This window comes from Blastomonas sp. UPD001 (genome assembly GCF_003426715.1).
Taxonomy (GTDB): Bacteria; Pseudomonadota; Alphaproteobacteria; order Sphingomonadales; family Sphingomonadaceae; genus Blastomonas.
This window is the reverse complement of record NZ_QKVT01000001.1, coordinates 486,900-500,261: the sequence shown is the minus strand read 5'-3', so window position 1 is coordinate 500,261 and position 13,362 is coordinate 486,900. Positions and strand designations below refer to the sequence as shown.

The following is a 13,362-nucleotide window of genomic DNA, read 5'->3' as shown; positions in this document are numbered from 1 at the left end:
CCAGCGGGTCGAGCAGCGCGCCGAGGCTCTCGTCGAGATCGATATCGCCGATCAGCACCATGCGCGGCAGCAGCAGGCCATTGGCGGCATGGCGCACCAGCGCCTCGGTGATCGCGCGTCCCGCGCGATGGTTGGGGATCAGCAGCGTCGCGCGCGCTAACCCCATCGGATCGCCGCCGAAGCGCTGGAGCAACCCATCTGCGAGAACATCCGCAAACCCGCGCTGCGCCCCGATGGCATAGACAGCAGGCTGGCGCGGCTCAGGCATCCAGCAGCGCCTCTGCGGTGGGCTGGATCGCGGCGGGCGTGCCGACATCGAACCAGAGGCCAAGATGCGACATCCCGTAGACACGGCCTTCGGTCATCGCGCGGTTCCACAGCACATTGGTCGAGAATGCGCCCTGCGGCGGATCGGCGAGCAGGCGGCGCGAGAGCAGCTGGATGCCGGTATAGATATAGGGCGCGACATGGCCCGGCTTGCGGCGGCGGATGCGGCCCATCTGGTCGAGATGGAAATCGCCGACGCCCTTGTAATTGTTGGCACGGCTGTGCGGCACCAGCAGCAGCAGCGCATCCATCCGCTCGTCGTCCCAGGCGGCGCGCAGCTCGTCGAAGCACGACCGCGCGCTTTCCAGCCAGACGTTGTCGCTGTTGAGGCAGAAGAACGGGTCTTCCTCGATCATCGGCAACGCCTTGACCAGCCCGCCCCCGGTTTCAAGCAGCAGGTCACGCTCGTCCGAGATCAGCAGCTCGAACGGCCATTCGCGCGCCTTCAGATGCGCTTCGAGCGCGTCGGCGAGATAATGGACGTTGACGATCACCCGCTGCATCCCCGCCTGGCCCAGATGATCGAGCACATGGTCGATCAGCGGCTTTCCCGCGACGCGCACCAGCGGCTTGGGGGTGGTGATGGTCAGCGGGCGCATGCGCTTGCCCAGCCCTGCGGCCATGACCATCGCGGTGCGGGCGAAGGCGGGGGTGTCGCTCACAGGTCGAACCTTCCGCCGAGAACCCCCGCCGGGTCGCGCAGATCGGCAGGGATATTGGCCTCGAACCACGCTGCGACGGGCCCGAGCGCGGGGTGCTTCAAGTCGCGCTCCATCGCCCTCCACACGCGCGGGATCATCGTGGGATAGCGCGGCTTGCCGTCGCGCTTCCACAGCCGCACGAAAATGCCGATGATCTTGGCATTCCGCTGCGCGCCCAGCACATGATAGGCGGTGTCGAAATCATAAGCGGGCGTCGCCAGGTCGCGATAATGCGCCAGCATTTCGGCCTCGACCTCTTCGGACACGTCGCGCCGCGCATCCTGCAGCAGCGAGACAAGATCATAGGCCGGATCGCCAACCAGCGCGTCCTGAAAATCGATCAGCCCCTGCGATCCATCGGGCGGCAGCATGATGTTTTCCGAATGATAGTCGCGCAGCACGGTGACCTTGGGCGCTGCCAGGTCCATTCCATCGAGCACAGCATCCCAGGCGTTCGCATAGCCTTCGGCATCGACATCGAGACCACGCGCGGGGCAATACCATTCGGTGAACAAGGCCGCCTCGCGCTGATAGACCGCGCGGTCATAAGGCGGCACGTCGGCGGGCGGGCGGAGGTGAAGCTCGACCTGAGTCTCGATCGCCTTGCGATAGATCGCGCGCTCGGTCTCGGCATCGCCCGCGTCCACGGTCTCGCGCATCCGTGCGTCGCCGAAATCCTCGAGCAGCACCAGCCCGTGCCCTGCATCGACACCGAAAATCTCGGGCGCGCGCAGGCCCTGCGCGGTCAGATAGCGCGCCACATGGATGAACGGCTGCGGGTCCTCCTCGGGCGGCGGCGCGTCCATCAGGATCGCGCGGCGCTCGGGCTCGACCACACGGAAATAGTGCCGGAACGACGCGTCTCCCGGAATCGGCAGGATTTCGGCCTCCGCCCAACCCTGCGCATCGACAAAGTTCCGGATCAGCTGTTCACGCTCGCTCAAGACCATCTACCTGCAATCTGCTGCCAGCGCGCCCGCCAGTTGTGGCCGGGCTGCGCGTCGATCCGGCGCTCGCTAGCATCGCTTCCGGTGATCCGCAATTGCAGCGTATCGTGCCCCGCCAACCCGCCGACCCGCTCGGGCCATTCAGCGATCAGCAACGCAGGATCGCCCGCATCGAGCCCGAGTTCCTCGAGCTCCATCGCGCCGTCGAGCCGGTAGAAATCGGCGTGGATGACCGGGATGCGAACCTCGGGCGGGTCGTAGGGCAGGATCAGCGCGAAGGTCGGGCTGGGTACCTCGCCCGCAAAGCCCAAAGCGGTGAGGATCGCGCGCGCGAGGGTGGACTTGCCCGCGCCCAGATCGCCCGACAGGGCGATGATGTCGCCGGGGCGCGCAGCATCGGCGAGCTGCTGCCCCAGAAACTGCATCGCATCGATCGAACCGACGGTCAGCATCACGGCATCAATATGGTGACGATGGTGCCCGCGCCGGGCTCGCTGACCAGTTCCATCCGCCCGCCATGCGCCTCGATCAGGTTCTTCGCCAGTGGCAGGCCCAGGCCCGACCGTTTGGTCACCGGCTTGCCGCCCGCCTCGTCCGCCTGGAGCACGCCATCGAGCGCACGCGCCTGCGCGCGCGCATCGAGGCCGGGGCCGTTGTCCGAGACGACGATGCGCAGCTTGTTGCGGAACCGGTCGCCGAGCAGCAGCACGCGGCCGCCCTCCTGGGTGTAGCGCAGCGCATTGTCGACCACCGCGGTGATCGCCTGGGCAAAGCGCTGGCGATCGACCTCGGCCATGCCCGGCCCGCCATTCACGTCGACCTCGAGCGCGATGTTGCGCCCGCCCGCGAGCCCGGCCACGCCCTTGGCGACATCGACCAGCAGCGCACCGATATCGGTCGGCTCGCGCTTGAGCGGCAACGTGCCGGCCTGGCTCTGGCTCAGATCGAGCACCATGTTGATCTGCGCCGACAGCCGCTCGACCGAATCGATGATCGCCTTGGCATATTCCTGACCCTGTTCGGACAGCGGCCCCGCCACCCCGCTCGCGAGCAGCTCGGCAAAGCCGCCGATCGAGGTCAGCGGCGTGCGGAATTCATAGCTCATGTTGGCGAGGAACTTGGTCTTGATGGCATCGGCTTCGACCAGCGCCTCGTTGCGCTCGCGCAAGGCGTCTTCCATGCGCTTGGCGTCGGACACGTCGATCATCGTGAAAAGCGCGCTCGAATCGGGCAGCGGAATGCCGACGAAATCGAACACCCGGCCATCCTTCATCACCAGCTGCCCGGCACGCTGCGTCCGATCGAGCGTGGCCGAGCGGATCACCTCGCGCAGCGCGGAGATCTGCGCGGGGCGCTTGAGCTGCGGCGCGATGGCCTTGAGCAGTTCGTCGGCGCGCGGATGCTTGGCAAGCTCGGCCTCGTCGACCTCCCACACCGCGCCGAACCGCGTGTTCCACAGGTGCAGGCGGCCGTCCGAGGTGAACACCGCGAGTGCCTCGTAGAGATTGTTGAAGGTCGCGGTGCGCACGCGCAGCAGCGTATCGCGTGCGCTCGCCAACTGGACCTGCTCGGTGCGGTCCTCGAAGATCAGCAGCAGGCCGTTGTCAGGCGTCGGCTGGGCAATCGCGCGCAGATGCGTGCCATCGGCGATCAGCCAGCTATCCTCGACCGGCGCCGCCGACTGGAACCATTCGCGCTTCTCGTCGCGCCAGGCGGGGAAATCGCGCACCTGCGGAACGCGGCCCGCCTCGCGCATCCGGTCGATCAACCGCTCGAATTCGAGCCCGTCCTGCAGCCATTGCGGCTTGAGCTGGAACATGCGCACGAACGGCTGGTTGACGAAGATCAGCCGGCGCTGCGCATCGAACTGCGCCACGCCCGCCGACAGATTGTCGAGCATATCGCGCTGCGCATCGCGGAAGCGCTCGGTCGCCTGGCGCGCCAGGATCAGGTCGTGCACATCGATGGCATAGCCTGCGATGCCGCGCCCGCGGATCGGAAGGTCGACCACCTCCATCGCGCGCCTTGTGCCCGCGATCGTCGTGGTCACCGTGCGGCGGGAGGGCGTGTTGCTCTCGAACGCACGCGCCGCCACCGCGAGCGGGGTGAGCCCATCGACCGTCTCGACCAGTTCCTGTCCGGCTTCGACCACATCGGCGGCGCTGGTGCCGCCCACCGCCTCGACATAGGCGCTGTTGACGAGCAGCAGCGACAGGTCCTCGCGGCGGAACCACATCGGAATCGGCGCGGCCTCGATCAGCCCCGACAGCGCGTCGAATGCGCGCTTCGCCTCGGCCTCGGCCTCGACCAGCGCCGCCATGCGCGTCTCGCTCTCGGTCGCGTCGTAGAACCACAGCAGCACCGCGCCGGGTGCGATCGTCTGCGGATCGGCGAGCCGGCCCTCGATGCGCAATCTGCGGTTCGATCCGGCGGCGGCCACGGCCATCGCAAACGGCGCGCCGCTCTTCTGTGCGGTGGTGATCTTCTGCCCCAGCTGGTCGAGCGTCTCGCGCGGAAGGCCGCGCGCCTCCTGGCTGAGTTCGGCGAGATAGGGCGGCAGCTTTTCCAGCCCCAGCCAGCGCGCCACGCGCTCGGGACCTTCGATCCGTGAATCCGATCGCACGATCAGCGGGATCGCAGGGCCGGAATCGATGAGCCGGGTCAGCCGCCGCAACTGCCGCCGTGCGGTGCCCGCGGCGCGGCGCATCTGCAGTCCGGTGATCAGCGCCCAGATCGCGGCGCCCGTCCACAGCGCCAGCACGAGCGCGATGACGAACAGGCCGCCATTGCTCACCAGCATAAGCGACTCATCGGTTCAGGGGGTGAAACAGGCGTCCGCGTCATCGTGATGGGCCGTAGCGCAGATTGGGGTTGGTGCAAAACCGGCAAGCTGGCGATGTTGTGCATATTTCACATCCCGGATCACAACTCGTCATCCTGAACTCGTTTCAGGAACCATCAGGCCCCGGCAGCCGAAGCGTATTGGGCAGAAATGGGCCTTGAAACAAGTTCAGGGCGACGTTTGTGGGTCAGGGTCGGGCGTTCACTGCTCCCAATACCATTTTCGCAGCTTTGCCGTGCCGGTCAGCGTCTCGTTCATCGTCGGCACCTCGTACAGCCGCCCGTTGAGCATCACATGCGTGATACGGTCGGACTGGCGGATATCCGCCACCGGATCGCCATCGATGACCACCATGTCCGCGAGCTTGCCCGGCTCGATCGAGCCAATATCCCTGTCGAAACCGAGCGAGCGTGCGCCGCTGATCGTCGCGGTGCGCAGCGCCTCGATCGGCGTCATGCCGCCCTTGACGAAGCTCCACAGCTCCCAGTGCGAGGCGAGCCCCTCCTCCTGGCCGTGCGCGCCGATGCCCACCGGCACGCCGCGCCGGGCGAGCTCGGCCGCTTCGCGCGCCGAGGCCGTGTCGGCATAATCCTCTTCTGGCCCGATCTCGCGGCGGACGCTGGTCGCCTCCAGCTTGCGGCGCGGGACATGGCGGCTCAGGATCGGGTGCTGCCAGATATCGGTGTGCGAGCGCCAATAGGGGTCCGCGCCCATGCCGCCAAAGGTCACCACCAGCGTCGGCGTGTATCCGACCTTGCTCTGCGCGAAGAAGCTGCGCACGTCCTCGTAAAGCCGTTCCTGCGGGATATTGTGCTCGAGCGTGGTGTTGCCATCGGCGATGATCGTGATGTCCTGGCTGAACAGCGATCCGCCCTCGGCAACGCTCGCCAGACCATCGGCCTGCGCGGCAGCAACCACCTGCTGGCGCTGTTCGCGGCGCGGCTGGTTGTAGTTCTTGACGCTCTGCGCCCCCTGGAGCTTGAGCCGGCTGGTGTGCGCGCGCGCATCGGCAAGGCTGTCGATCTCGGCAAAGATGCCCGCAGCCTTGGCGCCATAGACCACCTCGCCGGTCGAAAAGATGCGCGGGGCGAGATATTTGCCGACGCGCTGATAGCTCGCCGCCGGGAAGATTTCCGACGCCGAGTTGCTCGGATCGTGGATCGTCGTCACCCCCATCGCCAGATGCGCCACCGCGCTCCAGTTCTGCTGCGGTACCAGATCGTCCGACCCTTGAGGCCCGTGCGCATGCGCATCGACCAGCCCGGGGATGATCGTCTTGCCCGCGACATCGACCGTCTGCGCGCCCGCAGGCACCGCGACATTCGCGCCGACCGCGACGATGCGATTGTCGCGCACCACCACCGTGCCGCGCTCGATGATACCGCCCTGTTCGTCCGCCATCGTGACGATGCGCGCATTGGTGAACGCGACCGTACCGCTAGGCTTGTCCGCAGGCGCGCTGACATTGATCGCCACGCCGGTTTTTGGCGGCGCGAACTTGGCGTCGGCCTTACTCACCGGGCCGCTCGCGATCGCCCTGCTCGCGTCAGCCGAATAGACCACCGGCCCCAGCGACCAGTTGAGCTGGCGACCGCCATGCGACCATTGCAGGAAGGTCGCGCCGCCCTCGCTCACCTGCACCGCAGGCAGCGCGCCGCCGCCCTTGCCCGCGCCCAGATCCACCGCGCCCGCCATGAACGGCATGACGAACGCGGCATAATTCTGGCGGAAGGCCAGCATCTTGCCATCGGGTGCGACCGCATAGCCGCTGACCAGCTCGCCGCTGGCATGCGTGCGCTCGGCCTCACCGTTGAGATCGGTGCTGACCAGAGCCAGCTTGCCGCCAGCAAACTTGCTGAAATAGACGCGGTCGCCGGTCGCACCGAAATGCGGTTCGCTGCCCTCCTGGGTGATGCGGCGCGTCTGGCCGCTGGCGATATCGAGCAGATAGATGCCCGGCTGCACGCCCCAGGCATCCGAGGTGAGGCCTCCGCCGCTGCCCGCCTCATAGACGACCGAACGGCCATCGGGCGAGAATTGCGGGCGGCGATAATGGCCGGGGGTCCTGCTGATCGTGCGCGCCTCGCCGCCGGCAGCGCCCACCACGCGCAGTTCGCCCAGCCGCGCATCATCCCAGCTGACATAGACGATCTGGCTTCCGTCGCGCGAGAAACTCGGGAACAGCTCGAAATCGCTGCCGCCATTGGTAACGAGCGGCTGCGCGGTGCCGCCGGATGCCGGCTGCTGGTGCAGCTTGCCCAAAGCCTCGAACACCATGCGGCTGCCATCGGGCGAGACGCTGGCAAAGCGTGGCATGTTGACCGTCACCAGATCGGGCGCGACGGGTTTTTGCGGGCGGATCGGGTCGACGATCGTGCGCGTGTCGTTGACGCTGAACGGGATCACGCTCGCCTGGCCGCTGGCGACGTCGATCGATCGGATCTTGCCGCCCGCCCAGAACACCAGCCGCTTGCTGTCGGGCATCCAGCCCATGTTCGGATAGACGCCGTGCACCGCCCAGGTTTCCTGGACGTCGCGGTCCATGTCGTCATAGATCTTGCGCTCCTCGCCGCTCTGCATGTCGCGGACATAGAGCTTGGTCTTCGCGCGTTCGCGGCGGACAAAGGCGAGATAGCGGCCATCGGGCGACGGCTGGGGTCGCGCCGCGCCTCCCGGACCGCCGGTGACGCGCTCGACCTTGCCGCTTGCCATGTCATAGCGGTCGATCACGAAGACCTGCGCGTTGCTGTTCTGCGCATATTCGAAGATCGGGCCGGGGGTGGCATCCTTGCTGTAATAGATGCCCGCGCCATCGGCTGCGAACACCGGTTCGCCCAGCTCCTTCTGATGCGACTCGTTCGGGCGCTTGACCAGCGGCACGCCGTTGCCGCCGCTGACATGGTAGAGCCACAGCTCGCCCGTGCCGAGCGATCGCCCGGTCGTGAAATGCTTGCGCGCGACGATATACTGGCCGTCGGGGCTCCAGCTCGGATTGTTGAGCAGGCGGAAGCTCTCCTTGGTCAGCTGACGCTTGTCGGAGCCATCGGCGTTCATGATCCAGATATTGTCCCCGCCGCCGCGATCCGAGGTGAAGGCGATGCGGCTGCCATCGGGCGAGAAGCGCGGGTGCTGTTCATAAGCCAGCCCTTCGGCAATCCGCGTCGCCGCGCCGCCGGTGATCGGCATGGTGTAGATGTCGCCGAGCAGGTCGAAGACGATGCGACTGCCATCGGGGCTGACATCGAGGTTCATCCAGGTGCCCTCGTCCACCTTGATCGGGATCGCGCGGGTCTTCATCGGCGGCGCGTTGACATCCCAGGCGGCGGGCTTGTCCGACGGGGCCTTTTGCGCCAGCGCAGGCATGGCGATGGCGAGCGCCGCAAGGGCGACGGAAAAACGCAGTGCTTTCATGGTGATGTTCCCCGGATTCTTATTCGTATACGGGGAGGCTAGCCGCGCTGCCGCCAAGCGCAACCGGAAAACGATGAGTGGCGGCGGACGAGCAGAAGGCCCGTCCGCTCAGTCCTTAGCGAAACGTCAGCCGTCGGCCTTGGCGGGCTTTTTTGCGGCAGGCTTTTTCGCCAGCAACCGTTGCGGTGCCATTGCAGCGCGAGGTGGTCGACTGGGACGAATATATCGGCCGATTCACCGCAGACGAGGACGTCCAGCTGGTGGCGCGGGTGTCCGGCCCGATCTCGCGAGTCGCCTTCCGCGATGGCGGCGATGTCGGCAAGGGGCAGCTGCTGTTCGTCATCGACCAGCGTCCCTTCCGCGCCGCGCTGGCCGAAGCCGAAGCCAGCGTGGCCAGCGCGCGCGCCGCGCTGACCAATGCCCAGGCCCAGGCAACGCGTGGCCGCGAGCTGGTCAGCTTCGATGCCATCAGCAAGGAGGAAGCCGACACGCTGGCTGCCAATCTGCGGACCGCGCGCGCCTCGCTGGCGGCGGCGCAGGCGCGGCGTCAGGCAGCGCAGCTCGACCTTTCCTTTACCGAAATCCGTGCGCCGATCGCGGGTCGTGCGTCGAACCGGATGGTCGATGTCGGCGATTTCGTCACCGCCGGCCAGACCGAGCTGACGCGCATCGTCCGCATGAATCCCATCCGCTTCAGCTTCGATGGCGCTGAATCCTTCTATCTCAAATATATCCGCCAGGATGCCGGCGGCGAGCGGCGCAGTTCGCGCTATGCCCCCAATCCGGTCGAGATCCAGCTGGCCGACGAACCCACCTTCCGCTGGCGCGGCCGCATGGCGTTTCTCAACAACGGCATCAGTCCCGATACCGGCACGATCACCGCCTATGCGATGGTCGACAATCCCGAGGGCTTCCTGGTCCCCGGCATGTTCGGGCGCGCGCGGCTGCTGGGATCGGGCACCTACAAGGCGTTGCTGGTGCCCGACGAGGCGATCATCACCGATCAGACGCGCAAGCTCGTCTTCGTGCTGGGCAAGGGCAACAAGGTGGCGCCGCGCCCGGTCCAGACCGGTCCGATGGTGGAAGGGCTGCGCGTGATCCGCGAGGGGCTTGCGCCGACCGAGCGGATCGTGATCGACGGGCTCACGCGGATGCAGCCCGGCATGGTGGTGACCCCGCGCAAGGGCCAGATCAAGGCCCGCGCCAAGGACGATGCGCCGATCGCGCGGCCGATCTCTGCCCCGGCCCCCGCCCAGGCGACGGCGAGCTAAGCCGATGCGCATTGCCCATTTCTGCATCGACCGCCCGATCTTCGCGGCGGTGCTGTCGATCCTGATCGTCATCTTCGGCGTGGTCGCCTATCCCACGCTGCCGGTTTCGCAATATCCGGAGATCGCACCGCCGACCGTTGTGGTCAGCGCGAGCTTCCCGGGCGCGAGCGCCGAGACGATCTCCGATGTGGTCGCGGCGCCGCTCGAGGAATCGATCAACGGTGTCGAGGACATGCTGTACATGTCGTCGTCCTCGACCGGCGACGGCAATCTCGCGATCACCGTCACCTTCGCCCAGGGCACGAATGTCGATCAGGCGCAGGTGCTGGTGCAGAACCGGGTGAGCAGCGCCGAACCGCGCCTGCCGCAGGAGGTGCGCCAGATCGGCGTGACGGTGCGCAAGAACTCGCCCGACCTGCTGATGGTGGCCAATTTCTACTCGCCCGATGGCTCGCTGACCCAGCCCTATATCAGCAACTATGCGACGCTGCAGATCATCGACCGGATTTCGCGCATCGAGGGGGTAGGCTCGGCAAGGCTGTTCGGCGGTCGCGATTACAACATGCGCGTCTGGATCGACCCCGAGCTGGCGGCGAGCCGCAACCTCACCGTCGACGAGATCGTCGGCAAGATTCGCGCGCAGAACGCGCAGGTTTCGGCAGGCTCGATCGGCCAGCCACCATTCAACAGCGGCGGCACGGCATTCCAGCTGGGCGTGCAGACCCAGGGACGCCTGAGCACGCCCGAAGAGTTCGGCCAGATCGTGATCAAGCGCGATGGCCTGGCGCTGACCCGGCTTGCCGACGTCGCGCGGATCGAGCTGGGTGCGCAGGATTACAGCGTCAACGCCTTTGCCAGCGGCAAGCCCACGGTCGCGCTGGCGATTTCGCAGCTGCCCGGATCGAACGCGCTCACCGTCGCCAAGGCGGTCGAGGACGAGCTTGCCCGGGCCGAAGGCAATTTCCCGCCGGGCATGGCGTACAGCATCCCCTATAACCCGACCAGCTATGTCGAGGCGTCGATCGCGGCGGTGCAGGACACGCTGGTCGAGGCGATCATCCTCGTCGCGATCGTCGTGCTGCTGTTCCTGCAGAGCTGGCGCGCGGCGGTGATCCCCATCGTCGCCATCCCGATTGCGCTCGCGGGTGCGATCGCGGTGCTCGCCGCGCTCGGCTTCTCGCTGAACAGCCTGTCGCTGTTCGGCATGGTGCTGGCCATCGGCATCGTGGTCGACGACGCGATCGTGGTGGTCGAGAATGTCGAGCGTCTGATGGAGGAAGAGGGGCTGAGCCCGCTCGCCGCCGCGCACAAGACGATGGACGAGGTGTCGGGCGCGCTGATCGCGATCGCGCTGGTGCTGTGCGGCGTGTTCATCCCGACCGCCTTCATTCCCGGCATTTCGGGCGCCTTCTACCAGCAGTTCGCGGTGACGATCGCGGGCGCGACCGCCTTTTCCGCCTTCGTGTCGCTGACGCTGTCGCCCGCGCTCGCCGCGTTGTTGCTTCGTCCGCGCAGCCATGAGGACAAGGACATCGCGCCCGGCTGGCGCGGATGGGGCGCGCGCTTCGCGCGAGGGTTCAACCGGGGATTCGCGAGCCTGTCCGAGCGCTATGGCCGCCTCACCGCGCGCACGATCCGCAGCCTGATGTTCATGGGGATCGCCTATCTTGCGCTGATCGCGGTAGCCGGATGGCGCTTTGCCGCCACGCCTGCGGGCTTCATCCCCGCGCAGGACCAGGGCTATCTCATCGGCGTGGTCCAGATGCCGCCGGGTGCCTCGCTCCAGCGCACCACCGCCACGCTCGAGGAAGCGCAGGCGATCGCGCTCAAGAATCCCAATGTCATCAGCACCATCGCCTTTGCCGGTTTCGACGGCGCGACCTTCACCAATGCTCCCAATGCCGGCGCGATCTTCATCACGCTCAAGCCCGCCGGCACGCGCATCGGCGCGACCGAGCTGGCGGGCGAGCTGTTCGGTGCCATGGCGCAGATCACGGCGGGCAATATCCTCGTCATCGCCCCGCCCCCGGTCTCGGGCCTGGGCACGGGTGGCGGCTTCAAGATGATCATCGAGGATCGCGGCAATGCCGGGCTCCAGGCGCTCGAAGGCGCGGCCTTCGCGATGATGGGCGCAGCGGGTCAGGCCGAAGGGATTGCAGGCGCCTTCACCACGTTCAACACCCGCACGCCGCGCCTGTTCGCCGATATCGACCGTGCGCGCGCCGAACAGCTGGGCGTGCCGGTGGAGAATATCTTCGCGACGCTCGGCACCTATCTGGGCTCCAGCTATATCAACGACTTCAACTTCCTCGGTCGCACCTTCCGCGTGACCGCGCAGGCCGACGCGCCGTATCGCGACGACATCTCCGATATCGGACGGCTGCGCACCCGCTCGTCGACCGGACAGATGGTTCCGCTCGACGCGGTGATGAGCCTGCGCAACGATTCGGGGGCCTATCGCGTGGTGCGCTACAATCTCTATCGCGCGGCCGAACTGCAGGGCGACACGCTGCCCGGCTATTCGAGCGGCCAGTCGCTCGACACGATGGAGCAGCTGGCGCGCAAGGTCCTGCCACAGGGCTTCGATTTCGAATGGACCGAGATCGCCTATCAGCAGAAGGCCGCGGGCAATACCGGCATTCTGGTGTTCGCGCTCGGCGTGATCTTCGTCTTCCTGCTGCTCGCCGCGCAATATGAAAGCCTGGTGCTGCCGCTGGCGGTGATCCTGATCGTGCCGATGTGTTTGCTGGCCGCGATCCTCGGGGTGAACCTGATGGGGCGCGACAACAATATCCTGACACAGATCGGGCTGGTCGTGCTGATCGGTCTTGCGGCGAAGAACGCGATCCTGATCGTCGAATTCGCCAAGCATAACGAGGATCACGGCCAGTCGGTGCTCGAAGCGGCACGCCATGCGGCAGCGCAGCGCCTGCGCCCGATCCTGATGACCTCGCTCGCTTTCATCCTGGGCGTGCTGCCGCTGGTCATCTCGACCGGCCCGGGTGCCGAGATGCGCCAGGCGCTCGGCATCGCGGTGTTCTTCGGGATGATCGGCGTGACGATTTTCGGCCTGCTGTTCACCCCCGCCTTCTACGTGATGGTGCGTTCGCTCGAAGAGCGGATCAAGGCCTGGTCGCGTCGCCGCCGCAAGGACGATCCGCCGCCGGCTGCCCCCGCCCAGCCCGTTCTGGAGGGCAACCAGCCATGATCCTGAAATTCCGTCTTTTCGGCGCCGCAGCGCTCAGCGCGACGCTGGCGGCCTGCACCGTCGGCCCCGATTTCGAGCGACCCGCCACGCCGGCAAGCGCCGCACAGGGCTTTGCCGAAGGCGCCGATCCGCGATTCGCCACCGCTCCCCTGCCCGAAGGCTGGTGGCGGTTGTTCGAGGATCCGGCGCTCGATTCACTCGTCACCAAGGCTTTGCAGCGCAACACCTCGGTGCGCGAGGCGAGCGCGAACCTGCGCCGCGCTCGCGCACTCATCCGCGAGGCGCGGGCTCGGCAGCTGCCGAGCATCAGCGCACAAGGATCGGCGAACACCAACCAGGTCGGCACCGGCGCCAATGCCGGGGTCGGCTTTGCCCCGCCCGATCCGCTGACCTTCGATTTCTATCAGCTCGCCAGCGACGCTTCGTATGAAATCGATCTGTTCGGCGGCATCCGTCGCTCGGTCGAGGCGACGCGCGGCGATGCGTTGGCGGCTGCGGCCGATCTCGATGCCGCGCGGGTCAGCGTCGCCGCCGAGGTCGCGCGCACCTATGCGCTTGCCTGCTCCAACCGTTTGCAGGCCGATATCGCACGCGAATCGCTGGCGACACAGCAGCGGACGCTCGACCTGACCCAGCGGCTGTTCGCCGCCGGGCG

Annotated in this window: 9 protein-coding genes; 3 read left to right on the top strand and 6 right to left on the bottom strand. The window is 66.9% G+C overall.

The genetic code is table 11. From position 1 onward, the window contains the following. The 6 genes from DM995_RS21610 to DM995_RS02335 all read right to left on the bottom strand — a co-directional run. Positions 1–268: hypothetical protein (locus DM995_RS21610; RefSeq protein ID WP_198669232.1), on the bottom strand; the 268-nt coding region annotated here is incomplete at its 3' end. Next, complete coding sequence (locus DM995_RS02355; RefSeq protein WP_116970289.1) at positions 261–956, bottom strand: nucleotidyltransferase family protein; 696 nt, start codon at positions 954–956, stop codon at positions 261–263. The genes DM995_RS02355 and DM995_RS21610, both read right to left, overlap by 8 nt. 29 nt (positions 957–985) lie before the next feature. Next, positions 986–1,972, bottom strand: coding sequence for an aminoglycoside phosphotransferase family protein (locus DM995_RS02350; protein WP_502696563.1), 987 nt, complete (start codon positions 1,970–1,972; stop codon positions 986–988). Further along, positions 1,969–2,427, bottom strand: coding sequence for a tRNA (adenosine(37)-N6)-threonylcarbamoyltransferase complex ATPase subunit type 1 TsaE (gene tsaE, locus DM995_RS02345; protein WP_116968370.1), 459 nt, complete (start codon positions 2,425–2,427; stop codon positions 1,969–1,971). The genes DM995_RS02350 and tsaE overlap by 4 nt, the downstream gene beginning before the upstream one ends. Then, positions 2,427–4,775 carry a sensor histidine kinase gene (locus DM995_RS02340; RefSeq protein WP_116968369.1) on the bottom strand — a complete coding sequence of 783 codons (2,349 nt, stop codon included), beginning with the start codon at positions 4,773–4,775 and terminating at the stop codon, positions 2,427–2,429. The genes tsaE and DM995_RS02340 overlap by 1 nt, the downstream gene beginning before the upstream one ends. Positions 4,776–5,018: 243 nt before the next feature. After that, on the bottom strand, positions 5,019–8,228 hold the full coding sequence (locus DM995_RS02335; RefSeq protein ID WP_232823992.1) for an amidohydrolase family protein: 3,210 nt from the start codon (positions 8,226–8,228) through the stop codon (positions 5,019–5,021). Between the two features lie 185 nt (positions 8,229–8,413). On the opposite strand from DM995_RS02335, the gene DM995_RS02330 reads away from it, so the two are divergent. The 3 genes from DM995_RS02330 to DM995_RS22070 all read left to right on the top strand — a co-directional run. Beyond that, entirely contained in the window at positions 8,414–9,499 is a 1,086-nt protein-coding gene (locus tag DM995_RS02330; RefSeq protein WP_232823991.1) for an efflux RND transporter periplasmic adaptor subunit, read from the top strand. Positions 9,500–9,503: 4 nt separating this feature from the next. Next, positions 9,504–12,707 (top strand): efflux RND transporter permease subunit, encoded by a 3,204-nt coding sequence (locus tag DM995_RS02325; protein ID WP_116968367.1) that lies wholly within the window; start codon positions 9,504–9,506, stop codon positions 12,705–12,707. Continuing rightward, positions 12,704–13,362 (top strand): TolC family protein (locus tag DM995_RS22070; RefSeq protein WP_232823990.1); only part of this gene is annotated, 659 nt, incomplete at its 3' end. The genes DM995_RS02325 and DM995_RS22070, both read left to right, overlap by 4 nt.

Coding starts and splice junctions, on each gene's coding strand:
- DM995_RS02325 (WP_116968367.1), top strand. CDS start 9,504: ATGCGCATTGCCCATTTCTGCATCGACCGCCCGATCTTCGCGGCGGTG.
- DM995_RS02340 (WP_116968369.1), bottom strand. CDS start 4,775: ATGCTGGTGAGCAATGGCGGCCTGTTCGTCATCGCGCTCGTGCTGGCG.
- DM995_RS02335 (WP_232823992.1), bottom strand. CDS start 8,228: ATGAAAGCACTGCGTTTTTCCGTCGCCCTTGCGGCGCTCGCCATCGCC.
- DM995_RS02355 (WP_116970289.1), bottom strand. CDS start 956: ATGGTCATGGCCGCAGGGCTGGGCAAGCGCATGCGCCCGCTGACCATC.
- tsaE (WP_116968370.1), bottom strand. CDS start 2,427: ATGCTGACCGTCGGTTCGATCGATGCGATGCAGTTTCTGGGGCAGCAG.